This window comes from Streptomyces sp. NPDC107562 (assembly GCF_055657325.1).
Genome location: NZ_JBVKBE010000015.1, coordinates 1 through 25317, shown reverse-complemented (window position 1 = coordinate 25317; position 25317 = coordinate 1). Strand labels below are relative to the sequence as shown.

Annotated in this window: 25 protein-coding genes and 3 pseudogenes; 8 read left to right on the top strand and 20 right to left on the bottom strand. The window is 69.8% G+C overall.

Features of this window, described 5'->3' with window-relative positions:
• Nucleotides 1-65: 65 nt before the first annotated feature.
• The 16 genes from fxlM to ACZ7LV_RS31385 form a co-directional block, all read right to left on the bottom strand.
• Nucleotides 66-2111, bottom strand: coding sequence for a methyltransferase, FxLD system (gene fxlM, locus ACZ7LV_RS31460; RefSeq protein ID WP_471944330.1), 2046 nt, complete (start codon nt 2109-2111; stop codon nt 66-68).
• A gap of 36 nt (nt 2112-2147) precedes the next feature.
• The gene (locus ACZ7LV_RS31455; RefSeq protein WP_471944328.1) at nt 2148-3218 is read right to left on the bottom strand and encodes a lanthionine synthetase C family protein; all 1071 of its coding nucleotides are present in this window, start codon (nt 3216-3218) and stop codon (nt 2148-2150) included.
• The gene (locus ACZ7LV_RS31450; RefSeq protein WP_471944326.1) at nt 3215-5254 is read right to left on the bottom strand and encodes a lantibiotic dehydratase family protein; all 2040 of its coding nucleotides are present in this window, start codon (nt 5252-5254) and stop codon (nt 3215-3217) included. The genes ACZ7LV_RS31455 and ACZ7LV_RS31450 overlap by 4 nt, the downstream gene beginning before the upstream one ends.
• Nucleotides 5255-5343: 89 nt before the next feature.
• A complete protein-coding gene (locus ACZ7LV_RS31445) occupies nt 5344-5529 on the bottom strand; it encodes an FxLD family lanthipeptide (protein WP_471944324.1) in 186 nt (61 codons plus the stop codon).
• Nucleotides 5530-5656: 127 nt separating this feature from the next.
• A complete protein-coding gene (locus ACZ7LV_RS31440; RefSeq protein WP_471944322.1) occupies nt 5657-6124 on the bottom strand; it encodes a DUF6082 family protein in 468 nt (155 codons plus the stop codon).
• 67 nt (nt 6125-6191) lie between these two features.
• Nucleotides 6192-6767 carry a DUF6624 domain-containing protein gene (locus ACZ7LV_RS31435; protein ID WP_471944320.1) on the bottom strand — a complete coding sequence of 192 codons (576 nt, stop codon included), beginning with the start codon at nt 6765-6767 and terminating at the stop codon, nt 6192-6194.
• The gene (locus ACZ7LV_RS31430; RefSeq protein WP_471944318.1) at nt 6764-7336 is read right to left on the bottom strand and encodes a hypothetical protein; all 573 of its coding nucleotides are present in this window, start codon (nt 7334-7336) and stop codon (nt 6764-6766) included. The genes ACZ7LV_RS31435 and ACZ7LV_RS31430 overlap by 4 nt, the downstream gene beginning before the upstream one ends.
• A 74-nt stretch (nt 7337-7410) precedes the next feature.
• Nucleotides 7411-7884, bottom strand: coding sequence for a LuxR C-terminal-related transcriptional regulator (locus ACZ7LV_RS31425; protein WP_471944317.1), 474 nt, complete (start codon nt 7882-7884; stop codon nt 7411-7413).
• A gap of 137 nt (nt 7885-8021) precedes the next feature.
• Nucleotides 8022-9275, bottom strand: a complete 1254-nt coding sequence (locus ACZ7LV_RS31420; protein ID WP_471944315.1) for an acyl-CoA dehydrogenase family protein — start codon at nt 9273-9275, stop codon at nt 8022-8024.
• A gap of 86 nt (nt 9276-9361) precedes the next feature.
• Nucleotides 9362-9994, bottom strand: coding sequence for a GAF domain-containing protein (locus ACZ7LV_RS31415; RefSeq protein WP_471944313.1), 633 nt, complete (start codon nt 9992-9994; stop codon nt 9362-9364).
• Nucleotides 9994-10626: a GTP-binding protein gene (locus ACZ7LV_RS31410; RefSeq protein WP_471944311.1), complete on the bottom strand. Its 633-nt coding sequence runs from the start codon at nt 10624-10626 to the stop codon at nt 9994-9996. Before ACZ7LV_RS31410 ends, ACZ7LV_RS31415 begins: the two co-directional genes overlap by 1 nt.
• 7 nt (nt 10627-10633) lie before the next feature.
• Nucleotides 10634-11047, bottom strand: coding sequence for a DUF742 domain-containing protein (locus ACZ7LV_RS31405; RefSeq protein ID WP_471944309.1), 414 nt, complete (start codon nt 11045-11047; stop codon nt 10634-10636).
• Nucleotides 11044-11556, bottom strand: coding sequence for a roadblock/LC7 domain-containing protein (locus tag ACZ7LV_RS31400; RefSeq protein WP_471944307.1), 513 nt, complete (start codon nt 11554-11556; stop codon nt 11044-11046). The genes ACZ7LV_RS31405 and ACZ7LV_RS31400 overlap by 4 nt, the downstream gene beginning before the upstream one ends.
• Before the next feature lie 71 nt (nt 11557-11627).
• Nucleotides 11628-13163 (bottom strand): sensor histidine kinase, encoded by a 1536-nt coding sequence (locus tag ACZ7LV_RS31395; RefSeq protein WP_471944305.1) that lies wholly within the window; start codon nt 13161-13163, stop codon nt 11628-11630.
• Nucleotides 13164-13174: 11 nt separating this feature from the next.
• A complete protein-coding gene (locus tag ACZ7LV_RS31390) occupies nt 13175-15085 on the bottom strand; it encodes a glycoside hydrolase family 15 protein (RefSeq protein ID WP_471944303.1) in 1911 nt (636 codons plus the stop codon).
• A gap of 229 nt (nt 15086-15314) precedes the next feature.
• Nucleotides 15315-15707 (bottom strand): DUF6415 family natural product biosynthesis protein, encoded by a 393-nt coding sequence (locus ACZ7LV_RS31385; RefSeq protein WP_471944301.1) that lies wholly within the window; start codon nt 15705-15707, stop codon nt 15315-15317.
• Nucleotides 15708-15998: 291 nt separating this feature from the next.
• Between ACZ7LV_RS31385 and ACZ7LV_RS31380 the strand changes: the two genes are divergently transcribed.
• Nucleotides 15999-17387: a Tat pathway signal protein gene (locus ACZ7LV_RS31380; RefSeq protein WP_471944628.1), complete on the top strand. Its 1389-nt coding sequence runs from the start codon at nt 15999-16001 to the stop codon at nt 17385-17387.
• 69 nt (nt 17388-17456) lie between these two features.
• On the top strand, nt 17457-17945 hold the full coding sequence (locus ACZ7LV_RS31375) for an SAM-dependent methyltransferase (protein ID WP_471944299.1): 489 nt from the start codon (nt 17457-17459) through the stop codon (nt 17943-17945).
• A gap of 74 nt (nt 17946-18019) precedes the next feature.
• Here the strand turns inward: ACZ7LV_RS31375 and ACZ7LV_RS31370 are convergent, their stop codons facing one another.
• Complete coding sequence (locus ACZ7LV_RS31370; RefSeq protein WP_471944297.1) at nt 18020-18475, bottom strand: ATP-binding protein; 456 nt, start codon at nt 18473-18475, stop codon at nt 18020-18022.
• Nucleotides 18476-18730: 255 nt separating this feature from the next.
• Between ACZ7LV_RS31370 and ACZ7LV_RS31365 the strand changes: the two genes are divergently transcribed.
• Together ACZ7LV_RS31365 and ACZ7LV_RS31360 are read left to right on the top strand one after the other, a co-directional pair.
• A complete protein-coding gene (locus tag ACZ7LV_RS31365; RefSeq protein ID WP_471944295.1) occupies nt 18731-20077 on the top strand; it encodes a hypothetical protein in 1347 nt (448 codons plus the stop codon).
• A 25-nt stretch (nt 20078-20102) separates the two neighbouring features.
• The gene (locus ACZ7LV_RS31360; RefSeq protein WP_471944293.1) at nt 20103-20654 is read left to right on the top strand and encodes a GNAT family N-acetyltransferase; all 552 of its coding nucleotides are present in this window, start codon (nt 20103-20105) and stop codon (nt 20652-20654) included.
• Between the two features lie 799 nt (nt 20655-21453).
• Here the strand turns inward: ACZ7LV_RS31360 and ACZ7LV_RS31355 are convergent.
• Nucleotides 21454-22053 carry an IS3 family transposase gene (locus ACZ7LV_RS31355; protein WP_471944626.1) on the bottom strand — a complete coding sequence of 200 codons (600 nt, stop codon included), beginning with the start codon at nt 22051-22053 and terminating at the stop codon, nt 21454-21456.
• Nucleotides 22054-22114: 61 nt separating this feature from the next.
• Here ACZ7LV_RS31355 and ACZ7LV_RS31350 point away from each other — a divergent pair, with 61 nt between their 5' ends.
• Nucleotides 22115-22816 (top strand): helix-turn-helix domain-containing protein, encoded by a 702-nt coding sequence (locus tag ACZ7LV_RS31350; protein ID WP_471944291.1) that lies wholly within the window; start codon nt 22115-22117, stop codon nt 22814-22816.
• On the opposite strand, the pseudogene ACZ7LV_RS31345 reads toward ACZ7LV_RS31350, so the two are convergent.
• Nucleotides 22746-23276, bottom strand: a pseudogene (locus tag ACZ7LV_RS31345) (transposase); the annotation flags it as partial. The gene ACZ7LV_RS31350 and the pseudogene ACZ7LV_RS31345 sit on opposite strands and share 71 nt — an antisense overlap.
• Here ACZ7LV_RS31345 and ACZ7LV_RS31340 point away from each other — a divergent pair.
• Nucleotides 23241-23513, top strand: a pseudogene (locus ACZ7LV_RS31340) (transcriptional regulator); the annotation flags it as partial. The pseudogenes ACZ7LV_RS31345 and ACZ7LV_RS31340 overlap by 36 nt on opposite strands.
• A gap of 65 nt (nt 23514-23578) precedes the next feature.
• On the opposite strand, the pseudogene cutA reads toward ACZ7LV_RS31340, so the two are convergent.
• Nucleotides 23579-23906, bottom strand: a pseudogene (gene cutA, locus ACZ7LV_RS31335) (divalent-cation tolerance protein CutA).
• A gap of 195 nt (nt 23907-24101) precedes the next feature.
• Here cutA and ACZ7LV_RS31330 point away from each other — a divergent pair.
• Both ACZ7LV_RS31330 and ACZ7LV_RS31325 read left to right on the top strand, forming a co-directional pair.
• Nucleotides 24102-24977, top strand: coding sequence for a WhiB family transcriptional regulator (locus ACZ7LV_RS31330; protein ID WP_471944289.1), 876 nt, complete (start codon nt 24102-24104; stop codon nt 24975-24977).
• The gene (locus ACZ7LV_RS31325; RefSeq protein WP_471944287.1) at nt 24955-25191 is read left to right on the top strand and encodes a helix-turn-helix domain-containing protein; all 237 of its coding nucleotides are present in this window, start codon (nt 24955-24957) and stop codon (nt 25189-25191) included. The genes ACZ7LV_RS31330 and ACZ7LV_RS31325 overlap by 23 nt, the downstream gene beginning before the upstream one ends.
• Nucleotides 25192-25317 lie beyond the last annotated feature (126 nt).

Genomic DNA, 25317 nt, shown 5'->3' with positions numbered 1-25317 from the left:
GGAGCGCGGGCGCCTTGGTGCGGCGGACCAGGGGGACGCGGCTGGCTATCGCGGGGGTTATCGGTTCAGCCCTTGCGCGCCCAGTCGACGACCAGTCGGCTGTACGGCTTGTCGACGACGAAGCGCGGGTCGTCCGCCGTCAGCCGGTCGCGCGAGTCCGCGACGGCCATCCGGAAGCCCGGTTCGGGGGCGTCGTTGCCGCCGGTCGTGTTCCAGGCGCGGATCTCGCTCACCACGCGCTCGGCGAGGCCGGCGCCGCCCTCGCCGTGGCCGATCACGCCGACCTCCCAGTACCGGCCCTGCTCGTCCTCGCCCTCGCGGATGGTCAGGTACGCGAGCGACCCGCCGTCGAGGGCGGCCATGGAGCCCCACCCGAAGTGCGGGGTGAAGCCGGGGCGTTGGCCCGGCAGGCGGGACAGGCCGTTGGGCAGCACGCAGGCCAGGTACAGGTACAGCCACTCCCACGCCGAGCCTTGGCGGAACTTCACCCCGGTGTAGATCTTGGTTTGCTGCTGGTCGAGGACGGTACCCAGGGCGTCGCGGTCGACGTCCTGCTCGCTGAACGTTTCCAGGCGCACGTTGCCCTCGCCGGCCATCGGCACCAGCGTGTACACGTCGTCGCAGATGCCCTTGCGCAGCGGGATGAAGGTGGCCATCTCGCAGGAGGCGGTCTTCCACGTGTCGCCGTCGCGTTCGAAGGCGAAGGAGCGGGAGATGCTGCCCCGGATGCGCATCGGCAGGACCAGGCGCCCGCCGGGGGCGAGCTGGTCGAGGATCTTCACGGGGACGTCGCCGGTGCCGACGGTGAAGATGATCCGGTCGTAGGGGGCGTGTTCGGGCAGTCCGGCCGCGCCGTCGGCCATGACCGCGGTGGCGTTGGCGATGCCGGCCTCGGAGAGGTTCTTGCTCGCGCCGGCGACGAGGTCCTGGTCGACGTCGAGCGTCCACACCTGCCCGCCGGGGGAGACGATCTTGCCGAGGAGGGCGGCGTTGTAGCCGGTGGCCGCTCCGGCTTCCAGGACCTTGTGACCGGGCTGGGCGCCGATCTGTTCGAGCTGGGTGGCGACGATGGACGGCGCGGAGATGCAGGAGATCATCTCCCCGTGCTCGTCGTGCTTGATCGGGACTGCATCCTCCTTGTACGCGCTCTCCAGGTCGACGCCGGGCAGGAAGGCGTGCCGGTCGGTGGTGCGGAAGGCGTCGATGGCCGCCTGGCTGCGCAAGTGGCTGCTGTCGACGAGCCGTTGGGTGAGGGCTTCGTGCAGCTGGTGGGGGCCGGTTTCGGGTGTCACGGTGGTCTCCATTCGGGGGAGGCTAGGGTCCGCCGAGGCGGACTTGCGGGTAGACACGTCAGCTCCTTCTTGTGTGGAGAAGGCGACGTGACGGCCGAGCCACGCGGTGGCGGCCTGCACGTCGGCAGGAACGCCTGCGCGGTTGAACGCGAAGATCGCGTGATGGGCGATGATGCCCCGGATTCCGCGTATCAGTCGGCCGTCGGCGGCGAGCCGGCGCAGCCGACGGCCGGCGTCCTCGAACGCGGCGACGCGCTCGACCCAGCCGGCTTCCGCGTCGGGGCGTAGGGCGGCGTCCGCGTTCATGAGCCGCCGCATAGCGGAGACGGCCTGCTTTAGCGCGGGGCCCTGGGGCGGGGTGATGGGGGGACGTAGGGTGGCCCATTGGGCGTGGACGTCTCCGGCTTCGAACGGGTCCAGCCCGGCCTCGCGGATCATGGCGGACAGCAGCATCACGCTGCGCTCGCGGGCGCCGGGGGTGCCGGTCTCGGCGAGCGCGGCCGGGCTGTCGGCGCAGAACACGTCGTGCGCAACCTCCATGCCCTCGGGGCCGCCGAAGGCGTGCGTCTCCGGCTCGTAGATCCCGCCCACCCAGCCGGTGATCACTCCGTCGGCGACGAGCTGGTCCAGCAAGTCGACGACGGGCTGTTCGGTGCGCAGGCGCACGCCGGCGTCCTTGCGCAGGAAGTGAAAGCGGAGTTTCGCCAGCGCGGACGCCAGGGCCCGAGCGGCGTCCACGTGCGGGTCGGCGAAGGCCACGGATGCGTGCCACCAGGACGTGGCCGGAGGGGTCGGCAGGTTCTCGTCGTCGAAGGTCATGGGGAGGCAACTCCTTGCACGTCGGCAGGTTCGGGGTCAGGTGAGCAGGAGGGCGCGGCTCCAGCCGGTGGCATCGGGTGCCTGCAGGGCGAGTTGGGCTCCGGCGCGGCCTTCCATGAATCCGGGTTTGGGCAGGCGCTCCCAGCTGGTGGCCAGCCGTCGGTGCAGGTCCTGGATGATCGGGCTGAAGCGGTCGGGTGCGGGGCTGTCGGCGGCGACCGCGCGGGTGAGCGTCAGCAGCCCGGCCCAGCCGTGGCAGAGCGTGGAGTCGGTGATGCGGGCGAGGTGCAGCGGGTCGGTCAGGGTGGTCTCGATGGTGTCCTCGGCCGCCCGGCGGCGGGCGGGGTCGCCGAGGGCGAGCGCGGCGAGCTGCTGGGCGCGGGCGATGCCGGGCTGGCCGTAGCACCAGGACTGGCGGGTCGGCTCAGGCGCGGGCGGCTGGTCGGCATCCAGGTGGGCTGCGGTGGACCAGTAGTGGGCGCCGTGCCGGTCGAGCCAGGTCGCGAAGGTGTCGACGGCTTCCTCCTGACCGGGGACGCTGATGCCTTCGCGCAGGGCGAGGGAGAGCACGGCAAGGGGCCCGGCGATGCCGTGAGCCATGCCGTTGTTGCTGTGCCCGCCGGCCATCTCCTTCCCGTCGGGGCCGACAGGCGACCACCACCCGGGCAGTGTCCGGCCGTCACCGGGGGTGGGGTGGGCGAGCGCGACGAGGCAGGTGAGCACGTCGGGCAGCCGGGGCGCGGGCGGTTGGCGGGAGAGCAGGAGGGCGGCGAGTCCGGTCAGGCCGCGGATGAGGTCCCATTCGGCGAGGTGGGGCAGCGCGCCGGCAGCCTGGCGGCGGTGGGCGGCGGCGAGCCGGGCGTCCACGACGCGGTCGACGGCCGTGCGGACGTTGTCGTCGGCTCCGTGGGCGCGGGTCAGGACGAACTCCAGGGCGGGTGCGCCGTGGAAGAGGCTGGCGTTGCTGCCAGTGCTGACCCCTCGGGCGGTGGCCTGGGTGAGGTGGCGGCGGGCGGTCGACAGGTCGCGGCGCTCGATGTCGAGCAGGGCCATCCCCAGGGTGCCCTCGGACAGGTCCTGCGTGCGGGGCACGGTCGTCGCGGTCATGAGCGCCTGGCCAGGGGGACGACGATGCTGTGGGCCCGGCCGCCGATCCACCCGTCGGCGTCCGGAGGGGGCGCGTCGTGCAGGGTGGCGATGCCGAAGGGGCTGGCGTCCAGGTGCGCGCGCAGGAGGTCCAGGTCGATGTCGCGGGACAGGTTGAGGGGCAGTTGCTGGTCGTCCTCGGCGAGCAGGACCCGCTCCGGCACCCGGAACCGGGCACGCCAGGCGTGGAGTTGGTCCGCCCACTGCTGGAGTGGTGCGGTGCGGGCGGGCAGCGTGCGGCTGCGGATCTTCCACCGAGCGGTGGTGAGGATGGTGCGCCGGTAGGTGAGGGCCGGGGTGAAGGGCAGGGTCCAGGCGGCGCCCCAGTCGAACCAGGTCACCTGCGAGGAGGTGGCCCTGCTGATCTCGCCGAGGAAGCGGGCCATCGGCGGGGTGTAGTTGTTCCACAGGAAGTTGATGGCGGTGGGGGCCAGTAGCTCCAGCGGCTTGCCCGTTGCGGATTCCACCAGCTGGGGGCGGCCGTCGGTGACGGTGACCGCGAGGTCGCGGGGGAAGAGGACGTGCGGGGCGGGGTGGCGGTATTCGCCGACGCTCACGATCCGGGGCTGAGCCTGGGGCGCGCGGGTGAGCAGATCGGCCGCCACCCGCCCGGCGTGGAAGGAGAGCTGCGCGAGTTCCGCCTCCGGATCGACGGTGGGCAGGGTCGCGTACGCCGTCTCGGTGCCGGGGAAGAGGTGCCAGAACCGGCCGGTCATCGATCCGGCTGAGCGGGAGACGGTCAGAACGCGCAGCCGGAAGTCACCCCGGTCCAGGGCAGGGACGGAGGTGGCGTGGACCTGTGCGGCCAGTTCGAGGTGGGGCGCCGCGTTGCGAGGCTTGCCGCCGGCCGCTGCCTCCAGTTCCTCGATCATCGCTCCGGTCACCGTGACGGTGCGGCTGCCTTCGGCGGCGGCGGTGCCGGCCAGCTCCAGCAGCATGCGGTCGCGCCGGGACATCGGCCTGGGTGGTTCGCTCGCCGTGACGAACCCGGCCGGGAAGCCCACGCCCCGGTCGGGGTCCGTGGCCACCTCCACCGGGACCGCGGTGCTCTCGCCGTAGCGCTCGGAGAACTGCTCGATCCACCGACGCCAGGTCGGTGTCCCGTTCGGATGGGTGACCAGGCGTGTCAGGACGGTCGCCGCGGTCTCCGCTTCGGTCAGCACCTGCTCAGGCAGCCGCACGTCGGCGTCCAGCTGCAGGTCGCACGCGGCCCGCAGGCCAGCTGTCTGAGCGCGCGCCGCAGGCGGTAAGACGTCGGTGGGATCGGCGACGGTGGCGGGCGCACGCAGCGACGAGCGCAACAGCCGCACCCGCAGCAGTTCACTGAGCAACCGGTCACGCGCGGTGCCGTCCACAGCGGGGAACTCCGCGGCCAGCTTCTCTGTCAACTGGCGGTACGCGATGGGTGATCGGGCCAGGTCGAGTACGAGACGCAGTGCGGGGCTCAGAGCCAGGCGGAACTCGGCGTCGCCCTCGGACGGTACGTGGATGTGCTGGTCGCGCTGCCGGATCAAGGTGTTGACGCAGACCTCGGCGTCGGCCATGCGCGCCGCGTCGCTCTCCCAGGCGCTGAGCATTTTCTCGAGTCCGTCCGGCTCGGGGCGAGCCACGACCTGGTGCTCGTCGCCGATGCGGACGGACGTGGTCTGGTCGAAGCCGAGCGGGGCGACGCCGGCGAACAGGCCGAAGGGGGTGGAGCGGCGGGCGTAGCGGATGGCGTAGCGGGCGCTGGCCAGCGCCGCCCGGCGCATCCGGCGCGCCTTCGGTGTGTGGCAGTCGATGATGCCCTGCAGCTGCTCGGCGAGGTGAGGGCTCGCCTGCGTCACGGTCCGGCGGAAGTCGGTGTCGGACCACACCGTGCGCAGCCACGCGCGCCACTCTTCCACGGGCGCCGTGGATGACGGCCAGGGCGGCATGGCGGGCTCGGTCGTGTGCACCGCGGCGCGCAGCATGGCCTGCCCCGCGGCCTCGTACAGAGTGGGCCGTCGCCGTGTCATCAGGGCTCTCCTCATCTTCTGGTGTGGCGGGCTGGGCGGGCCGGACGGGGAGAGTCCCCGTCCGGCCCTCGTTGCCGGGGTGTCCCGGCCTACGAGGTGGTGCAGGCGCTGGGGCAGGAGCTGCCGCAGGTGTCGCCCGTGCTGCACATCAGGACCGTCTCGGTCGCCGGCGTGCCCTCGATGAAGGTGATGTCGAGCTGGAACGGGTCGTTGTCGGTCTTCGCGAGGTTCGCCTGCGCGGGAGCGGTCGGCCTCTCGGCCTGGATGGCGGTCATGCATGCCTCCTAGGAGTGGGTGGTGCGGGATGCCGAGGCCCGGTCGGACCCCGGGGTCTGCCACCAGACGGCGACGGGCGGTGAAGGCGCCTGCGTGGTCGCGCGCCGGGGAGTCGGTGTGGTGCCGTCAGGCCGTAGCGGCCTCTGCCCGCGGGGGATTCTTGGCGGCTTGGTCCAGCACCCGGGTGAAGTGCTCGGCCTGCTCATCGCCCTCGGCCTCCTCGGCTCGGAGGCCGCCGAACCGCTTCCAGTAACGTTGGCAGACGCCGCTCTCCATCAGCTTCGCGGCGTACCACGGCAGATGTCCGGCGCGCACGCAGCCGAGGCGGTTGCGCAGGCTGAGCATGCAGATGAGCTGATTGGCCTTCAGCAACTGCATGTACTCCTCGACGTCCATGTCCTCGGGCGTCCAGAGCTTGGCGAGGTCAGGGTTGGTGGACATCTGGGCCAACCAGTCGAGCTGGTTGCGGGCGAGAACCGTCTCGTTGCGCTCGGTCTGGTGCCGCGCGTCCTGCCTGAGCCGGGCGGCTCCGACCACGGCGGTGGTGAGGGAGACGGCCGCACCGGCAGTCAGGACGGCGGTGGTGAGCTTCATCGGTCAACGATCCTTTCGCAGGGCGGGGTTGCGGCCGGCAGGCCGACTGGAACCTGGAGGCCCCTGTTCACGCGGCCCCCGCGAGGACGACGGTCGGGGTTTCATCGGCAGAGTGGTCCGGCGTGTAGCGGCGGCGCACCGCCTTGAGGGCGATGGCAAGCGGCGGCAGGCCCACGGTTGCCCTGCGTGCGTCGACGGACTCCGGCGCACGTAGCGGGCACAGCTCGATCCCGTCGGCGTTCAGCAGGAGCTGGGTGCCGTACTCCTGGTCCTGGCCGGTGTTGATGAGGGTGCGGTCGTGCAGGTGTGCCCAGTGGTGGACGAGCGCGTCGCCGGCCTCGACCGCACGCCCGAGCAGGATGGTGGCGGCGCGCTGGAAGACGAGGTCGTGGTCGCTGTGCAGGGCGATGCTCCAGGCGGCTCGGGCAGCAGCAGGGCCGACGAGGCGGTGGCCGGGCCACTCGTATTCGCCCAGGACGCGGCGCAGAAACTTGGCGTTGGCGTAGTCGGTGTGCCGACCACGGCCGAGTTGGACGCCGTCGAGCTGGTTGCGTACGCGTGTGGCCCGGTGCGCGGCCGATTCCGTGGCGCGGGCGATCAGCTCGCGGGCGATGTCGGGCCGCTGCGGCTTTTCGGTTGTCACGTGCTGCTCCCTTCTTCCGCGGCAAGATGGGGAGCTTGGGTTTGGCAGCTGATTAGTGTGCTGAGTCGGGGGCGGTGCTCGGCGGCCAGTTCGAGGCGGGCCACTCGGTCACCCTCTCGTCCTGGGCCGGAACCGCGTACATCCCAGCCCATGTCCGTGAGCCGACGCAGCAGGGCGGCGATGGGTTCGGCTTGCAGGGTGTGGCGCGCCAGGATTTCGGCCCGTACGAGCGGGAGGCTCTGCCGGGCGGCGAAGTCGGAGGCCCATAGGGTGATCAGCCGGGTGATGTCGTCGGGTTGCTCGGGCAGCGTGTGGACGTGGCCCAGGCGGAGGCAGGGGCCTTCGCCCCAGCTGAGTCCGGGGTCGCGCGCGGGGACCATGCAGGCGAGCAGCTTTCCGTCCTCGCACAGACCGGCCGACGTCGTGTGCGGGTCGCGGAACAGGGCCGGCACGTCGGCTTGGGCGGGCACGGGGAGACCGCGCAGGGTGAGCCAGCGCTGCCGGTCCTGCACGAGGGCAGCGGCTTCCGCGCGCTCGGCGTCCGTACGTAACCTGCGCACCGCGTACACGGCGCCCGGGTACTTCGCTGCGAACGAGGTGGAAGCCGGAGCCCCCTCGTTGGCCAGGGGAGTGGGGGGCCTTCTCACTGGCTCGCTCCGCTCCGCGCCGCCGGGTCGGTCGGCAGCAGCTTCCAGCCGTGGGCAAGGATCACCAGGTGGGTGGTGTCCCGCGCGCCCGTGTCGGCGAGGAGTTGGTCGAGTGCGGCGCGCTGGTCGGCGGGGGCGAGCTTGGCGGCGACGGCGATGTCACGGGGGTCGCTGTGCTCGGCGACGGCTCGGAGCAGCAGCCGCTGCTCCGGGGTGAGGGATGGCGCTGGCCGGTCCGCCGTGGGTGAGGCCACCTGCTGGGTGGTGAACAGGCGGTGCACGATCACCGGGGGCTTGCAGCGGGGCGGGCAGTGCAGGCTCTCACGGATGTCGCGCATGTACTGGCGGACGGTCACGGCCGACAGGCTGGTCTCTGCCGCAATCTCCTTGGCCGTGAGGCCGTTCGCGAGGTGCTGGGCGACGCGCTGCAGGGTCGGCGTCAGGGGCGTGATCGGTGCGCTGGTCGTCACGGGCGGGGTCACGGTGTCTCTCTCGGCTGAGTGGATGGTCACTGGGAGGGGTGCCGCCGGTCCCCGCGGGGGACGGGGGCCGGCGGCACGGGCCCGTGCGCGGCGATGGGGAGTCACGGGGTGCCGCGCACGGGGGCTCATGCGGCGGTCGGATCGGGTCGTGCCCAGGCGGCTTCGGCGGCGAGGCGCTCGGACCACTGGATGTGGTCCTCTGCGAAGGCGGCGTCGGCCAGGCGTATGCGCTGGACTTCGCCGGTTCCGGCCGGTGGGTAGGTGTGCTGGATGTCGCGCCACAGGCGCTGGACGATGTAGTCGCCATCGAGGGCGTTGGCGCCGTGCAGTTCCATGGCGTCCTGGGCGGACTGGACGGCCCACTGGTGGCCGAGGTATTTCGAATTGATCAGGTCGGTGTCGCAGGGCAGGCCCTGGTCGAGGAGGTGCACGGCCTGGTAGGCGAGTATCCGGGCGGCGCGCAGGCGGGCTTCCATGCCGCCGACGCGGTCCCGCAGGACCGGCAGGTCGGACAGGGCGCCCTGGTAGCGGGGGCGGGTCTTGAGCCGGGCGGTGGCGGTGTCCACGACGGCTTCGTGGATGCCGAGGCTGACGGCGGCCAGGTTGGGGCGGCCGTAGAGGATGCTGCTGCTCTGGGCCACGGCCAGTCCCTGGCCGATCTCCCCGACCACGTTGTCCTCGGGGACGCGGACGTGATCGAGGTCGAGGCGGCCGGCGGAGAAGCCATGCAGACCGAGCCCGGCACGGTGGTCGGAGACGGAAAGTCCGGGGCGGTCGGCTTCGACCATGAACGCGGTCAGCGCCTGTGAGGTGCTGACTCCGGCCGCGGCGGTGCGGGCGACGACGAGGTGGGCTCCGGCGAGGTGGCTGTTGCCGATATGGATCTTGCTGCCGGTGATCACCCATTGGTTGCCGATGTGTTCGGCGGTGGTTTCGATGCCGCCGATGTGTCCGCCGGCGAGCGGTTCGGTCACGGCGATCGACAGCAGCACGGACCCGTCCGCGACCCGGGGAAGCCAGCGGCCCTTCTGCTCGTAGGTGGCGAAGTGCAGCAGAGCGCCCACGGGGATCAATGTGGCCTGCAGGATGGCCGCGGCAGCCGCCGAGACCCGCGCGATGCGGTGGACCAAGACGGTCCTGGCCACGTGTCCGGCGCCCAGCCCGCCGAAGACCGCCGGGACGGTGACGGCGAACCACCGCCGGGCGGCCATCAGGTCGGCGACCTTGCGCTCCACCCTGCCCGGAGCGGCCTCCATCCGCGCGGCGCGCGGCGCGACGTGCTCGGCCGCGAAGGCGTCCGCCTCCTGCCACAGCAGATCGTGGCGGGCGGTGAGGTAGGGACGCAGCGCCGGTGGAGGCGTGGTGGGTGTGGCGGACATGGTCTCCCTCTCCCTGGATGAAGGTCGCAACGCGTGGAGCGGCCGGGGAACGCCTACGGCTCCCGGGTGGGAAGTTGTGGAACGGCCTAGCGGACGGGGGCGCGGGCGATGTGGTCCATCACCTGTGCACTGGCGTTGATGACGATGTCCCGCAGACGACGTGCCTCGGCCAGGGGCCGCTTCTCGGGGTCGATCACACACACCGTGCCCAGCACCGTGCCGCTGTCGTGGATCAACGGAGCGCCGAAGTAGGAGCGGATCCCGACGGCGTCGCCCACCGCGTTGCCGCTGAAGCGCGGGGACGCGTGCACGTCGTGCAGCGGGAGGGCCTTCCTGCGGGCCATGACCTCCGGGCACCAGCCGTGGTCCCGGCTCATGGTGCGGCCGACGATCACGAACCCGCTGTCCGCCGGCGGCTGGTGCAGCCCGACGAAAGTCTGCTCCTCCAGGAACAGGTTGACGAACCCGTACAGGAACCCGGCCTGTGTGGCCATGCCCCGGGCCAGGTCGTCGAAGTCCTCGTCGGCCGTGGTGGGAACGCCCAGGCGGTGCAGCAGTTCGTAGCGCTGCGCCAGCTCCGGCGCTGGCTGGGTCGACTGGCTGGGGAGGGCGGTGTCCGGCAGGGTGAAGGGGCCGCGTGCGGCCTCCCGCATGTCGCGTCGCGGAAGAGACTGCGCGGGCAATGCGGCCTGCGGCGTGCGGTAGGGGTCCTGGGACATCAGGCTTCCTGGAGGGTGGTGGGTGCGGAGTAACCGCGCCCGGCGGAGGTACGGGTCTCGGCGTGGCCGACGAGGGTGAGCAGGACGCCGGCGACGTGGTTACGGTCGCGGGCGTCGCAGGCGACCACCGGTACAGAGGACGGGAGTTCGAGGGCGGTGCGGACCTGCTCGGGGTGGTAGCGGTAGGCGCCGTCGAAGTGGTTGACGGCGACGACAAAGGGCAGACCGATGTCCTCGAAGAAGCTGACGGGGGTGAAGCTGCTCTCCAGACGGCGGGTGTCGACCAGGACGACCGCCCCGACGGCGCCGCGGGCCAGTTCATACCAGAGGTCGACAAACCGGTCCTGGCCCGGCGTGCCGAACAGGAAGAGCTCCAGGGGCATGGGCGCGTCGGGCAGGCTCAGGCGGCCGAAGTCGAAGGCGACCGTGGTGGTCCGCTTGGCCTCCAGGCCGGCCAGGCTGTCCACGTCCGCGCCGGCCTCGGTCAGGTACTCCTCGGTGCTCAGCGGCGTGATCTCGCTGACGGCGCCCACGGCGGTGGTCTTGCCCGCGCCGAAGCCCCCGGCGATCAGGGCCTTCAGCACGATCGGCGCGGTGCCGGCGGGCGGGCGCGGTGAAGGACGCAGGAGCACGCAGGAGTCATCCGGCCTGGGGGTAGCGGGTGGCATTGGGGAACTTCCTCTTCAGGCCGGCGGAAACAGCCGCCAGCAGCTGGGTGGAGGGGCCCGCATCCGAGTCCGAGCCGGATGCGGCATAGGGGGCGGTGACGGGGACGACCAAGGCGTCGGCGTCCAGCAGGTCGGAGACGAGGACCTTGACGACGGTGACCGGTCGGCCGAGGCGGCCCGCCAATTCGGTCACCGACCGTCGGTGTGCCCGGCACAGTGCGAGGATCTCCGCGCACTCCTCGGCCTGTGCCGGGCCGGGCCGGCCCGGCCCCGCTTCCAGCACCGTGTCCAGACCGAGCAGATGCCTCGGCTTGGTGCGCCCGCGCGTCAGGGTGTAGGTCCGCACGAACGTCGATTCCTCGGCCGCGCGGCCGAGCCCGGTCACCGGACGTCGCCGCTCGTGCCGACCCTGACGGGGATCTTCATGTAGGGGGCGAACTTCGCCACGAGGCGGCCCATCTCGAAGCCCACGGAGCCCACGTCGGCGTCCGTGGTGGCGACGACGACGAGGATCGTCTCCACCTCACCGCGCTCGGCGCCGGGGGTCTTGTCGAAAGCGGCGCTGCGTCCCGCGCTCTGGACGAAGTAGAGGCAGTCGTCCCGCTCGATGATGACCTGCCGGGCCGGCCGCTTCTTGTGGCTGGGGCCGGTGATATTCGAGGCGAGAGAGGCGACGCCGCTGATGGCGGCCGACAACTCGTCCGCCCAATCCTTGTCCACGTCGCTGTCCAGCAGACGCAGCCCGTCCCGCGACAGCAGGACGGCGTGCGTGACGCCCGGGGTGTCGCCGGCGAACTGACGCAGCAGCCAAGCCATGTTGTCCCGCTGGCCGCTCGGGCTGCTCTCGGACGCGGACACGCCGGTTACGGTGCCGGCCTCGTGGTGGGTGCTCATAGGGATCGCTCCAGAAGGGGAAGGGCCCCACGCGTGGGAGTGGGCCTGCAGGAAGGGGGGCCGTGCATGGTTCAGGGGTTGGGGTGCTCGTCCGGAGCAGGGTGAGGGGGGGTGGTGCCGCCGGCCTGGATGCCGGAACGGAAGGCGGCGGCCAGCCCCGGCGTCGGCGCGGCCACGGGCGCTTGCTCGCGGGGTGGGCGGAACGCGCCTGCCTGACGGGTGCGGGTTGGTAGGGCGGGCGCGCTCCCCGGATGACCTGCCGCCGCGGGGCTTGGCGTGCCGGGGGGCCAGGGGCGGGTGGCCTGGCCTGAAGGAGGGGCTGCGGTGGTCTGCCGTACCGGCGGAAGGGCGGACCGAGGCTGCCCCGCGGGCATGCCGGAGTCTTCGACGGGGGGAATCGCGACGAGGAGTCGCGCGGGGATGACGACGAGGGCGGTGGTGCCTCCGGTTGTGTTCTCCTGCAGCACGACGGAGAAACCGTGCGACTCGGCGATCTTGGCCGCGACCAGCAGCCCGAGCTGCCCGGCCCGCACCTGGCCGCTCACGTCGACTTCGCTCGGCGCCTTCAGGAGGTGGTTCATCTGTGCCCGCGTCTGCGGGTGCATCGGCATGGCCCGGTCCTCGACCTCGACCGCCAGTCCGTTCGGCACTCGCTGCGCACGCACCATCACCTTCGTCGCCGGGTCGGAGCTCTCAAGCGCGTTCTCGATCAGCTCTGCCAGCAGGTGAGTGAGGTCCGGACCCACATGGCCGGGGAGGCCGAGCTCGGCGCCTACGGACCCGGCGGCGACGGCCACGCGCGGGTACTGCACGACCTCGGAGACCGCCCCGCGTAGCGTGGTGGTGACGGGCACGGGGTGACGTGCGCTGCGCAGGGACTGCCCGCCCAGCACCGCCGTGCTCTCCACCTGACGCCGCATCCGCGTCACGAGGTGATCGATCTCGAAGATGGCGGCTAGCAGCTCCGGGTCGTCGGTCAGCATCTCCAGCCGACTCAGCGCCTGGAGTGCCTTGCCGACCAGGGCGTGCTCGCGCATGGCCAGGCGGCGCAGCACTTCCAGCAGGACGACGGACTGGGACTCGTCGTGGACGCGTATCAGGGAGGCGATGGCCTGCACCTGCAGTGCACCCAGCGCGTTGTTGATGCCGTCGTTCGCGCCGGCCGGTGGCGGCGCCTGTGGGTCCTGCAGCGTGGGGCCCCCGCCGCGGCACAGCTCGTCCGCCGACCACTGCACCGACTTCTCAACGGCCGCCGCCGCTTCCGCTACGGTCGCCAGCGCTGCTGCCCTGGCCCCCTCCACGGCCGTCTGCGCTGCTGCCTGGGCTTCCTCTGCTGCCGTCTGCACGGCTTGGGCGAAGGTGCGCGCCTGGCGAGCCGTGATGGCTGCGACCCCACCCAGTCCGCAGACCAGACCCGTCAGGAGCCAGCCGGGGCCCACCGCAGAGAACGACCGGAGGGCGAAGGCGGCTACCAGCAACGTGCCGAGGAGCAACAGGGGCACGGCCACGGCGCGGCGGGCACGGTGCAGCGTGATCGCCTCGACCGGAGGCCGCCGTCTGCGATGGTCGGTGGCGGCCGGCCGTGCCGGGATGGCGCTGTCAGGCATGAGGATCCTCGTCAGGCGTGGGTGGCGTGCTGCGGCGTCAGGTCGGGGCTGGTCGTGCGCGTGCTGGAGGCGGCCGAGCGCGGCGCTGGCACCGAGACCGGGCCGTGGCGGTGCGGGGGTCCCGCCGTCAGGACCTGAAGGAGCCGGGCGCTTTCGATCAGCCCCATGTGGCTGAACGCCTGCGGGGAGTTCCCGAGCTGGCGCTGCTGGACGGGGTCGTACTCCTCCGCCAGGAGTCCGAGGTTGTTGCGCAGTTCCAAGAGGCCCTCGAACAGGGCACGGGCCTCGTTGATGCGGCCGGTCAGGGCCAGGCCGTCGACGAGCCAGAAGGAGCACAGCAAGAAGGCGCCCTCATCACCCTTCAACCCGTCCACCCCGGTGCGGTCGCCGCGGGTCGGGTATCGGCGCACGAGACCGTCAGGGGTGGAGAGTTCGCGGCCTACAGCGTCCACGGTGCCGACGACGCGCGGGTCGTCGGGCGGCAGGAAGCCGACGCGGGGGATCAGCAGCGTGGCGGCGTCCAATTCCTGGGAGCCGTAGGACTGCGTGAAGGTGTTGCGTACCGGGTCGAAGCCCTCGGTGCAGACCTCGTGGTGGATCGCTGATCGCAGTTCGACCAAGGGAGCCGGGTTCATGTCGAGGGCGCCGGCTTCGGCCAGACGGATGGTGCGGTCGACGGCCACCCAGGCCATCACCTTGGAGTGCACGAAGTGCCGGCGCGCTCCTCGGATCTCCCAGATCCCCTCGTCCGGCTCCCGCCAGCGCCGGGACAGGTGCTCCACGAGCCGCCGGTGCAGCACGGCGGTGTCGGCGCAGTGGGCCACACCGCTCTGGTGCGCGAGGTCCAGGGTCTCGATCACCTCGCCGTACACATCCAGCTGGAGCTGGTCGGCCGCGCCGTTGCCGATCCGTACGGGAGTTGAGCCCTCGTACCCGGGCAGCCAGGGAAGCTCCCGCTCGCGCAGGTCACGCTCCCCCGTGATCCCGTACATGATCTGCAGGTTCTCCGGGTCGCCAGCCACCGCGCGCAGCAGCCATCGTCGCCATGCCTGTGCCTCCTGCCGGTATCCGGTCCCCAGCAGTGCGGCCAGCGTCGTGGAGGCGTCGCGCAGCCAGGTGAAGCGGTAGTCCCAGTTCCGGTCGCCGCCGATCAGCTCGGGCAGGGAGGTGGTCGGCGCCGCGACGATCCCGCCGCTCGGCCCGTACGTCATCGCCTTGAGGGCGATCAACGACCGGACCACGGCCTCGCGGTAGGGCCCCCCGTAGGTGCATTCCGTCGTCCAGTCCTGCCAGAAGGCGAGCGTCTCCGTGAGCGCGGCCTCCGGGTCGGGAACGTCCGGGGCGGCGGCGTGGGACGGGCACCAGCTGAGCACGAACGCCACGCTCTGCCCGGCGGCGACGGCGAAGGCGCTGACGACGACGCCGTCCTTCTCCACCTGCGGGACGCAGGTGTCGAGCCACAGTGCGTCCGCGCCGGCCTCAGCGACCATGCGTCCACCAACCTCGTGGATCCACGGGCTGACGCTGCCGTACCCCGGCTTGGGACGCATGGCCGAGACCATCTCCACTACACCGGTCACGCCCTCGACGATGCGGATCACCTGCGCGGTACCGTCGCGCGGCGGCATGAAGTCCAGGACGCGGACCGAACCCGTCGGGGTACGCCACAGCGATTCGAGGACGAGCGAGTCGCCGTGGTATCGGCGCTCGTCCGCCGTCCCGGAACCGTCCCGGCTTACGGACGAGGCCGGTGCGACCTGCCAGGTGCCGTGCTTCTGCGTGCCGAGCAGGCCGGCGAAGACGGCCGGCGAGTCGAAGCGGGGCAGGCACAGCCAGTCGATCGAGCCGTTGTCACGGACGTGGGCGCTGGTCTGCGTGTCGCCGACCAGGCGATACTGCTCGATTCGGGGAAGCTGTTTCATCGTGTGGATCTCCGTGAGCCCTGCGGGTGCGGGGTGGTATCGGGGCCGCGGCAGCGGCCGGGGGCGGTAGGCAGGAGGCTGGCCGGTCCTCACCGTGGTGAGGGGGAGCGTTGCCGGGCGGGGGCAAGTTTCTCGACGGTCCGAGGCCGCCTGGCGGCCCGATCGCCGCGCAGCACCAGCCAGGCCATCGGCCCGAGGACCAGAGCAATGACGACCGCACCGGTTACCGTCATGTCCGCGGCACCGAAGCAGCGAGGGCCAGGCAGGCCAAGGCGACGGCGAAGACGGTCCCGCGCAGTACGTTGACCGGGGGCTTTCGCCAGTGCCACCAGCGCTTCACGCTGCTCGTGCCGGGAGCGTCGCTGTCCACGTGGATCGACAGCTCCCGCGTGGCCTCGGCGAGTCTGACCAGGTACACCCTGCTCGGCATGTAGCCCTCGGGGATGCTCTCGGAGCAAAGCTGCTGCGCGCGCAGCAGCGCTGGGATCCCCTGGACGGTGTGTGCGCCCAGCTGAGCAACGTGGCCGCGCAGGAGGCGTACGAGGTCCTCCACATCGGCAGGGCTCTCGGGCAGTGGCGAATCCTCGCCCAGCACCAGCGTGACCGTTTCTGACGCGGCCACCAGGTGATCACGCTCCGGCGTTTGCGCCTCGGTGACGGACGCTCGTAGCCCGAGCCAGTCTGCAAGCTGGGCGTGTCGGCGAAGGGCCGGCGAAGGGCGCATGACACAACTCCTGTTCGGATCAAGCCAAAATGGGGCTACGACCCCGGTCCGAGCCGACGACCAGCGTGCGAAGTGCGTGATCTGATCGCTACGTTGAGCGAACCGCAAATCCCGCGCGACGGGTATGCCTTCGCGGAGGGGAAGGCCGCCAAAGGCGCCAAAGATCATTTCGGAACCGAGGGGCAGCCCATGGCCCGTGAACGCAACGTCGCTCTTGCCGCGCTCCTGCGCGAAGCAGGCTGGTCCCAGCCGCAAGCCGCCAGCGCTGTTGCCCGCGTTGCTGGGGAGTGCGGGGTGCGTGAGCTGGAGGTGGTCTCCCGCTCGCACATCTCCATGTGGGTTCTCGGCACGAAGCCGAGCGGCAGAGCGCCGCATATCCTGCGCGAGACGCTGTCCCGCAGGCTCGGCCGCCGCCTCACCCTGGCCGACCTCGGGCTGGAAGAAGCGCCGTCCGGCACGACCGACACCGGATCCGACTGGAGCGTCGACCCTCTGACCGCACTGGCCGAGTTGGGAAGCGACGATCTCGATATGCACCGACGCAAGTTGCTGGCTACCGCCGCGTACTCCGCCGCCGGCCTCGCTCTGCCCACCATGTCGTGGTGGGCAGCCGCCTTCGCCGCAGCGACGAACCGCCGACCGGTCTCTTCGCGCGCGGTGACCCAGGCCGACATCGACGATGTCCGCGACCTCACGGTCTACTACTCCGCACGCGACCAGCAGCGCGGTGGCGCATCCGGCCGCAAGGCCCTCGCCAGCCACCTGCTCGACGAAGCGGTGCCCCTGCTCGGAAGCCAATTCCGTACGGATCAGCTTCGTCGCGACACGTACTCCGCGGTCGCGGAGATGGCGTACCTCGCCGGCTGGATGGCTTTCGACGCCGGTGAACACCGTACTGCCCAGCGCTATCTCACTGTCGCCGTCCGGATCGCGGCTGAGGCCGGCGACGGAGCTCTCGGCGGCCATGTTCTGCGGGCTCTCGCCCACCAGGCCGTGGATCTCGGACACCCACGCAGGGCACTCGATCTGGCCGACGCCTCGATGTCCCGCGACCGCTACGGCCAGGCCAGCCATCGCGAGAAGGCGCTGCTGGCTATTGTCCAAGCCCGGGCCCTCGCCGCCGACGGTGACCGCGCCGGTACGTTGGCGGCGATCAGTCGAGCGGAGCGCGACCTCGCCCGCGCTGACAATGCCGAAGCCCCTGCCCGCGTCGGCTTCTTCCAGGAAGCCTCCCTCGCCCACGAGACCGCTTGCGCCCTGCGCGACATAGGACAGCCCCTCGACGCGGAGATCCACTTCAAGCGGAGTGTGGCCACACGCCGACGTCAGCAGTTCGCCCGCACGCACAGCGTGACGCTCGGCTACCTCGGAGCCGTCCAAGTCCAGCGCGGAAACCTCGACGAAGCGTGTGCCACCTGGAACGAAGCACTCGACGCCATGACCGGCGTCCAGTCCGGCCGAACGCGCGACGTGATCCTCCGCATCCAGAGCGATCTCTCGCCCGTCCGGCAACGCGGAGGCCGCCACGTAACCGAGCTGGACCGGCGGGCACGCGGCATGCTCCGGGCCATAGGCTGATCGTGACACGGACGTTCGATGCCCGACGGCAGCCCGCGGACCAGCATCGCCCGAGGAGAGGATAAACCCGTGACGACGTACGAGGTCCGAACAGTTGCGACGGTCGTGGGCGGCCACACCCGCGTGCAAGACGACTACCAGGGCGGAGTCGAATCGATCATCCGAATGGACGGCGCCTTCCCCCTCGAAACCCTGAGGGGCATCGAGGAGTTCTCCCACCTGACGGTGACCTGGCATTTTCACCAGGCGCGACCCGAGGACGTCCAGCTGCACGCGCGCAGCCCCCGAGGGAATCCGAGCTGGCCGGCCACAGGGACCTTCGTCCACCGCAACCACCGACGCCCTAATCAACTGGCTGTCAGCTACCCGCGGCTGCTCAGGGCCGATGGTCGGGACCTGATCGTCACCGACCTCGACGCTGTAGACGGGACTCCCGTCCTCGACGTCGCGCCGTACTTCGAGCAGATGGGCCCGCGAGGCCCGATCCGTCAGCCAGCCTGGCCGGGAGAAATGCTCGCGACCTATTGGGATGAGGCGAACGGACGTCCTCGGTCCTAAGCCGAAGCCAACACGTGCAAGGCGAAGGCCACCTGTGGTGGCACGGACCACGTCTGACTGCGCGTCCTGGATGTTCATCGCGGCGCCTCAACGGGAATTCCGAACGCCGCCCATGTGGTGAGTCCGCCGTCGCTCACGCCCCAGTCCTGGGCAAGATGGTCGACCATGTGCAGGCCACGTCCGCGAGTGTCCTCGTCGTGTATGGGCCGTATCCGGGCCGGCGCGGGGTTATGGTCGCTGACCTCAACCAGCAGGCGGTCAGCGCTGCACTGCACCCGCAGCCTGATGTCGCCGTTGCCGTGCTGGATAGCGTTGGTGACCAGTTCGGAGACCGTGACGACGACGTCGGCGGTCAGCGACTCGGACAGGTGCCACAGGCGCAGGTGCGAAGCGGTCATCCTGCGGGCGTCAGCGACGCGATAACGCTCGGGTGCAAAGGCGGCGTCGAACCCTTGCAGGGGTGCGTGAGTTCGCCGGCGCTTGCCGCCTCGCTCGGCAGGTGGAGCGCTGCTGCTCGTCGTCGAGTTCATCGCTGGCCTCCAGGTCATACACAGAGTCCGTGATCACCTCGGCACTCTGCGCGATCACTGCAATGAGCGTGGCCAATGCCACGAACCGAAACCACCCACGAAGTCCCATCGGCTTGGCCTGGCCTTTGCCGAGGAGGCTTCGATGTCCCATCGGACTTTCCTCGACCTTGCTGAAAGCCCATTGGGGAGGGCAGCTTCAGGTTGAAGTCGGTCTAGCGTCAGTCGAGTTGACGTGCTGGCCCACGAGGAGGGCATATGCCGGTGCAACCCACCTTGTTCCGCGTCGAGATCGACCGGCGCGCGTGGAAGGACCACGTCGTCTTCCTGCGGCACTTCAGGAAGTCCGCCGTGGAGGTTGCCAAGCTCGATGGGATGCCGCACCTGGCAACGCTGGAGCCGGCGGCAGCCACCTTCGAGGCTTGGTACTACACCGCTCGGAAGCCGCAGAAGGACTTCCAGCGGGTCCTGACCCACATGTTCGGTCACAGCATCGACCAGCTCTGGGGACCAGCCGCAGAGGTGTCCCCTGGCGCGGCGGCCGGCACGCCACACACCGATGTCCCTGCCTACCTCGGCACGGACCTGCGCGAGATGAGAAGGGTAGGCGCGATGGCTGCGCGACGTGCGATGGAGTTCACTCTGGGGGCCGAGAACAACCAGGTGGGGGAGGAGACGCTGGGTTTCCTTCGCGATGAGGTGTCCCGCATCGCCCAGGAGTACCCGCGGGTCGCCCTCCCCGAGCTGTGGGAGGACCTGGCCCAGGCGCAGGACGACGCCTTCCGGCTCATCGAGGGCGGTCGGGCCCGGCCCACGCAGGCCCGTGAGTTGCTGCGGATGGCCGCCATCCTCTCCTTCATGATGGCCAAGGGAAGCCACGACATGGGGGACCCGGCGACCGCCAGGATGCAGGCCCGCACCGCCGGCTTCTGCGCCCGGGAGGCCGAGGAACCGGCACTCGTCGCTCTGGTCGATGGGCTCAAGAGCCTCATCGCCTACTGGGCGGGGCAGCCCGAGGACGCCGTTCACTTCGCCCGCCAGGGCGCAGCGGCCGGGCACCAAGGCGGGAGCGTGTCCGTGTGGCTGCCCGGCCTTGAAGCCCGCGCCGCCGCGGTGCTCGGCGACGCTGAGGCCGTCCAGGAAGCCACCCTGCGCGCTGAACGCCTCCGCGAGGCGATCCGCCCCGATGCGCTGGACGAGCTTGGCGGTCTGCTGACCTACTCCCTGCCCAAGCAGCGGTACTACCACGTGGAGGCGGCTGTCCTCCTCGGCCAAGGCGACGACCGACTGGGAAGGCTCGCCGAGGAGGCGGTCAAGGGCCTGAGCGACAAGGACGACCCGAACTGGGCTTTCGGCGACCTCGCCGGTTCCCAGTGCAACCTGGCCCTGGTCCGGCTCAACGGCGGTGACCTCGAAGCCGCAGCGGACGCCGTTCGCCCCGTCCTGGACCTGCCCCCCAGCTACCGCAACGCCGGCATCGTCACCTCCGTCCACCGCGTACGCCACGCCTTGTCCACCGGCCCCTTGCGGGAGGCTGCCACCGGCCGGGAGTTGCACGAGGAGATCGGGCTCTACAAGCCCAACCGCCCCGCCCTGCCCTGGTAGACGGCACGCCGGTACAGTCGCCGGCATGTACCCTGTCGCCCGTTCCAGCGCCCGCCTCGCCCTGCGCGAGACCGAATTGGGCGACGTGGACGGCGTGCACGCGATCTACGGCAGCGCGGAGGCCACGCGGCACCTCTCGTTCGAGCCGCGCACACGCGACGAGGTGCGCCAGATCGTGGCGCGGTCAGTCGCCTCGGCCGCGGCGGAGCCCCGTATGGAGTACGGCCTGGCCGTCGTTGAGCGGGACACGCAGCACTTGGTGGGGGTCGGTCGCTTGGCGACCGACCCCCACCAGCAGCGTGCGGCCACGATGGGCTTCGCGCTGCGCCCTGACACTTGGGGCGTCGGGTACGGACTGGAGACCGTCCATCTTCTCCTAGGAGTGGCCTTCCTCGACCTGGGCCTGCACCGCGTCTGGGGCGCCCGCTCGCCGCTGAACGTCGGTTCCGCCCGTACCATGACCGCGGCCGGGATGGTCGAAGAGGGCGTCATCCGCGGCCATATCCAGCGCGGCGGTCAGTGGAGGGACTCCGTCGTCCACGGCATCCTCGCCGAGGAGTGGATGCCGCCGGCCTGATCCGTTAACGGCCCGGCCTTGCACCGGCCCGACAGCTGTAGCGCTTCTGCTCCGGCGCCGGTCGCGCACCAGAGGGTGCCCACATCGGGGGCGGTCAGGGCCAGCCTCACCTCCGTGCGCGGTCCGAGTTCCGGCCATCGCTTTGCGAGCCTTGCCCAGCTTCCAGCTCCCAATGGGCATCGGCGATCCGCGCGCTGGCGTCGGCCGCGCCGGGGTCGGGCATTTTGGCGCGCCGCCCCCCTCCGGCGGTCGCCGAGTAGATGGGACCGTCAAGGCGGGAGTCGTCATCGGCACCATCCGATATGTGACGGTCCAGTTCGTGTGGATGCGCCAGGACCTGGCCTCGTAAGGCACGAGGACCGACTATGCGGCTCGGCGCCCGACCGGTTTCTCACTGTGACGCTGCAGCCGACTCGCCATTTGGCTTTCTCCCGGCCAAGAGCAAGTGCCCGTAGGCGGACCGCAATCCGATCCTTTCCCCGCAGTGCATCCGCTCAGGGCAGGCAAGGAAAGGTGCCTAGAGACTGGATAGTTGCGCCGAGCCTGTGTCAACGTACAACACCTGCGGACCACCATCTCGGCTGCAGAGAACTCTGTGACCCGAAGCGATGGCGCTCTCCCCGCAAGCCCTAAGGCGCCATCGCACGCGGTGAGTTTGGCGAGCTGCTTGTAGCAGATCAGGGTGGCGGCAAGGTTGAGGAAGCCGGCGAAGTGTCGGCTCTTGCGTGGTCGGGTCGCGTCCATGGACGTGGTGTACCGGGGGCCGTGAAGTTTCCCCGTGATCTCGGACACGTGATGGTTATGCCGCGAGGGCGTGCTGATGCCGCTGCCTGGTCTCGGTCGTGAGGTAGCCGAAAGTCCGGTGCTTCCGCAGGCGCCGGCGGTTGTAGAAGGTCTCGATGAAGGAGAAGACCTCGCCTCGGGCGGTGGCCCGGTCGGGCCAGGTGCGGGTGCCGATCTCCTCCTTGAGCAGGGCCCAGAAGCTCTCCGCGGCGGCGTTGTCGAAGCATGATCCGGTGCGTCCGCAGCTCTGCCGCAGTCCCAACTTCTTTATTCGGTCCCGGAACTGGGCTGACGTGTATTCACTGCCGCGATCGCTGTGGATCACGCAGCCGGGCTCCGGTTGGCCCCGGCCGTGGGCCATGTCGAGGGCGTCGACGACGAGTTCGGCGCGGTGGTGGTCGGCCATGGCGTAGCCGACGACGTCGCGGGTGGCCAGGTCCAGCCAGCAGGCAAGGTAAAGCCAGCCTTCCGCGGTGGGCAGGTAGGTGGTGTCGCCGACCAGCCTGGTCCCGGGCCGCTCGGCGTGGAAGTCGCGGCCGATCAGATCCGGGGCGTGCTTCGCCTTCACGTCCGGCCGGGTCAGCGAACGCCTCTTGCGCCGGGTGACACCGCGGATGTCGCGCTCACGCTAGTGTGATGCGCCAGAGATCCTGTGGTTTAGTAAGTACCCTGTTGTCATGTCGCATTCGGGTCCTTCTGCTGTGGCGATCACGTTGTCCGAGGCTGAGCGTGCCGAGTTGGTACGCCGGACGGAAATGCCGCACCGGCGCTCGGCCGAGAAGGCCCGCATCATCTTGGCGTGCGCTGACGGCATGTCGAACGCCGGTGTCGCACGGATCGTCGGTGTCCAGGCCAAGACGGTCGGCAAGTGGCGCCGGGCATTCGCGGCAGAACGGATGGCTGGGCTTGAGGACGCCGGCTGGATCGGCCGGCCGAAGGCCGACCTGATCCTCGACGATGCTGAGCGCAGGCAGTTGCAGCAGTGGGCGCGGCAGGCCAAGACCGCCCAGTTCCTCGCGTTACGGGCCAAGATCGTGCTGCGCTGCGCGGAGGGCGGGACGAACCAGCAGGCCGCGGCCGACCTCGGCATCGACAGGTCGACCGTGGACCGCTGGCGCGCCCGGTTCATCGCAAAACGCCTCGATGGTCTGCATGACGAGCCACGCTCGGGCCGGCCGCCTTCGACCCTCCTCGACCAAGTCGAGGAGGTCGTCGTCGCACGAATACCTCACCAAGGTCGGAACCACCGGCCAGAAAACAGAGCAGAAATAACCCTCAGAATGTCTGGCGCATCACACCAGTGCCGCATCAGGCAACGTTCGCCCTGTCGACCACCTCGCGTAGGCGTTCGTCGGCGGCATGCTTGTTCCGCCAGATGATGTAACGGCGGATCATGCTGCCCTGGTCCCTATGGCTGGCTGGCTGGTCGGTTCCGTCCAGTGCGAAGTAGCGCAGGGCGGTGAACTGGAACTCGATGCGGTTCACCAAGAGCTGTTGGTCGGCGTGTAGGTGAACTCGACGTTGTTGGCCTCGGCCCAGACGCCGACCCGGGTGTCTCTTCGTGGTCAGGTGCGGGGAGTAGTTGTCGAGCACAATCGCGATGCGGATCTTGGGCGGGTAGAGGCTGCGCAGGTAGCGGCAGAACACCAGGAACCTCGTCCGGTTCCTCTTCGGCTTGATGTGGCCGTAGAGCTTGTCCTTGGCCAGGTCGTAGGCGGCCAACAGGCGCCGGTGCCGGACCCCGTGCGGGCGGGTTTAGGTCGCCCGCCTGCGGGGGCGGGGTTCCCGGCCGGGGTCCTTGTGCAGTTGAGGCGTCCCGAACTCACCGCTACAGCAGACACCGCAGTCGACCGACTCGGAGACGAACTCCCGGACGGAGGCGTCGTGGTCCTCGGTGATCTCGCTTCGGCCCTGCTGCGTGGACGCGACGTCGACCAAGGGATCTACGTGTCACGCCAGTTCGCCGCCGCGGCACAGGCCAAGCCCAACACGATGGGCAAGGAGCGCGCATCGACTATCGCAGCGTCGCTCCCCGGAGAACAGGACCTTGCCGCCTACCTGCGGCAGTTCGCCTCCTCAACCCCCCTTGCGCCGATGCAGGGAGGAACTCAGGACGCGAACGGTCGTAGTCCCGGCGTTTCTCAGCCCTGTGCCGTCTCCTCAACAACCCAGGACAAATACGCCTCCGACCCGCAGGTCACGGGCAGCGTGATCCACTGGGGGAAGTCGTACGGGTGCTTCTCGTGCAGCCACGCCTCCAGGGCCGGGAGACGGTCCGTTGTAGTCATATACGAGATCCGCGACTCGTGCGCCGTCTCGACGCTTCCCCCTCCACCAGTAGAAGGCTGTGATCGGCGCATCAATGTGAAGGCCCGCCGCCAGCTTGCCCTCGACCGCGCCATGGGCCAGTGCCTTCGCCTGATCCTCGTTGTCGCTGGTCGTCTGCGCGATCACAATTTCGTTGGTCATCTAACTACCTTTCCAGCTCGGGTACCGCGACCCTACCCAGCCGTCAAGGGCACGCCGAAAGCCGGTCGCTACCGGTGAAGGAGCGGAACTACCCACCGGCCTGGATCCGTCAGACGACGGGTCATTCTGGGTGGCGCGCCGCTGCGACACCACGATGAAGGTCCCCTGTCGTCAACGAGGTTGTGTGCCGGGTTCATGATGCGGGTGCCGACGCATGTCTGCGCCTCAACGGGTTTCCCGGAAAATACCAGGTCAGACTCATGCCGCTGTACGTTGACATGCTCCCTGGCGCGCCCGTCCCCGAGTCCTGGAGCGACACCGAGGGCGCTGCCCTGTTTGGCGCGCAACTCGTGGGTGCCTTGGTCCGTGGCGAGCAGGGGTTCGTGGTGGCCGGCGAGGTGCAGGGTCGGGTTGGCTGCTTCATGGACTGATGCGGCGAGCAACATAGCCGACGATCGCCGTCTGGCCAAACCGGCGTTGCTCCGGATCCTTGTAGCTCTGTTGGCCCGCGTGGGCCGCAGGCTCCGCGTCCGCAACGAAAGGGAACTGTCGATGTATGAACACCCCGGTCCTCGAGTCAGAGGAAACCAGGCTTGGCAGGCGGGGGCGGCGTGTGCTGTGGCCGCTGAGTTGGCGTGGGATCCTGACCTCTTCTTCCCGGGTAAGGGTGCTAGTGAGTACCGTATTCGCCTTGCCAAGGAGGTCTGTGCATCGTGCGCTGTCAGGCTGACATGCCTTGAGACATCCCTGGAGACCAATGATGCTGCTGGAATACGGGGTGGCTTGACGGAAACGGAGCGTAGACTTATCCGAAAGCGATTTGAGTTGCGTTGCGATCCTGCCAGGGTCGAGGCAGCCCTGGTCGGTAGAGACGTTTACCTAACCAAACCTGAGAGGAAAGAGCTAATTCGACGGGCCGCTGAAACTGGGAGCCCTACTGCCCTATTGGCTCAATCCCTCAAGGTGTCTGAGGGGCACGTACGGAAACTGCTTCGGCGGGAGCACGACACCACAGAAGGTGGTCACTTGAGAACGCCGAGCGTTGTGGATGTCACTTGCGAAGCGGCCTAGTATGAGGAGGAAGGAATCTGTTGATGAGGCACAAGGTGACTGCAGGAACCGGTATCTGGGTGTTCATGAAGCAGCCATTTACCTCGGCATGAGCTCTCGCTGGATGTATAGGGAATCCCAACGTCACGGATTGCCGAGGTATTACTTCGGAGGAAGGCTTAGGTTCAAGGAAACAGACCTCGACGCTTGGGCGCAGCAGCAGAAGGTCTCTTAGGAGCTGTTTCTCGGATCATGTGCGGAGCCAGTGATGAGTGCTGCGAGGGTGACGGTGCCGAGGTAGACGTAGGCTCGTTTCTCGTAGCGAGTGGCGACGGCACGGAAGCCTTTCAGGCGGTTGATG

Coding starts and splice junctions, on each gene's coding strand:
- ACZ7LV_RS31365 (WP_471944295.1), top strand. CDS start 18,731: ATGCCGGTGCAACCCACCTTGTTCCGCGTCGAGATCGACCGGCGCGCG.
- ACZ7LV_RS31445 (WP_471944324.1), bottom strand. CDS start 5,529: ATGACCGCCATCCAGGCCGAGAGGCCGACCGCTCCCGCGCAGGCGAAC.
- ACZ7LV_RS31440 (WP_471944322.1), bottom strand. CDS start 6,124: ATGAAGCTCACCACCGCCGTCCTGACTGCCGGTGCGGCCGTCTCCCTC.
- ACZ7LV_RS31370 (WP_471944297.1), bottom strand. CDS start 18,475: ATGAACTCGACGACGAGCAGCAGCGCTCCACCTGCCGAGCGAGGCGGC.
- ACZ7LV_RS31450 (WP_471944326.1), bottom strand. CDS start 5,254: ATGACACGGCGACGGCCCACTCTGTACGAGGCCGCGGGGCAGGCCATG.
- ACZ7LV_RS31325 (WP_471944287.1), top strand. CDS start 24,955: ATGTCACTTGCGAAGCGGCCTAGTATGAGGAGGAAGGAATCTGTTGAT.
- ACZ7LV_RS31330 (WP_471944289.1), top strand. CDS start 24,102: ATGATGCGGGTGCCGACGCATGTCTGCGCCTCAACGGGTTTCCCGGAA.
- ACZ7LV_RS31400 (WP_471944307.1), bottom strand. CDS start 11,556: ATGAGCACCCACCACGAGGCCGGCACCGTAACCGGCGTGTCCGCGTCC.
- ACZ7LV_RS31395 (WP_471944305.1), bottom strand. CDS start 13,163: ATGCCTGACAGCGCCATCCCGGCACGGCCGGCCGCCACCGACCATCGC.
- ACZ7LV_RS31360 (WP_471944293.1), top strand. CDS start 20,103: ATGTACCCTGTCGCCCGTTCCAGCGCCCGCCTCGCCCTGCGCGAGACC.
- ACZ7LV_RS31390 (WP_471944303.1), bottom strand. CDS start 15,085: ATGAAACAGCTTCCCCGAATCGAGCAGTATCGCCTGGTCGGCGACACG.
- ACZ7LV_RS31350 (WP_471944291.1), top strand. CDS start 22,115: ATGTCGCATTCGGGTCCTTCTGCTGTGGCGATCACGTTGTCCGAGGCT.
- ACZ7LV_RS31380 (WP_471944628.1), top strand. CDS start 15,999: ATGGCCCGTGAACGCAACGTCGCTCTTGCCGCGCTCCTGCGCGAAGCA.
- ACZ7LV_RS31415 (WP_471944313.1), bottom strand. CDS start 9,994: ATGTCCCAGGACCCCTACCGCACGCCGCAGGCCGCATTGCCCGCGCAG.
- ACZ7LV_RS31420 (WP_471944315.1), bottom strand. CDS start 9,275: ATGTCCGCCACACCCACCACGCCTCCACCGGCGCTGCGTCCCTACCTC.
- fxlM (WP_471944330.1), bottom strand. CDS start 2,111: ATGACCTTCGACGACGAGAACCTGCCGACCCCTCCGGCCACGTCCTGG.
- ACZ7LV_RS31455 (WP_471944328.1), bottom strand. CDS start 3,218: ATGACCGCGACGACCGTGCCCCGCACGCAGGACCTGTCCGAGGGCACC.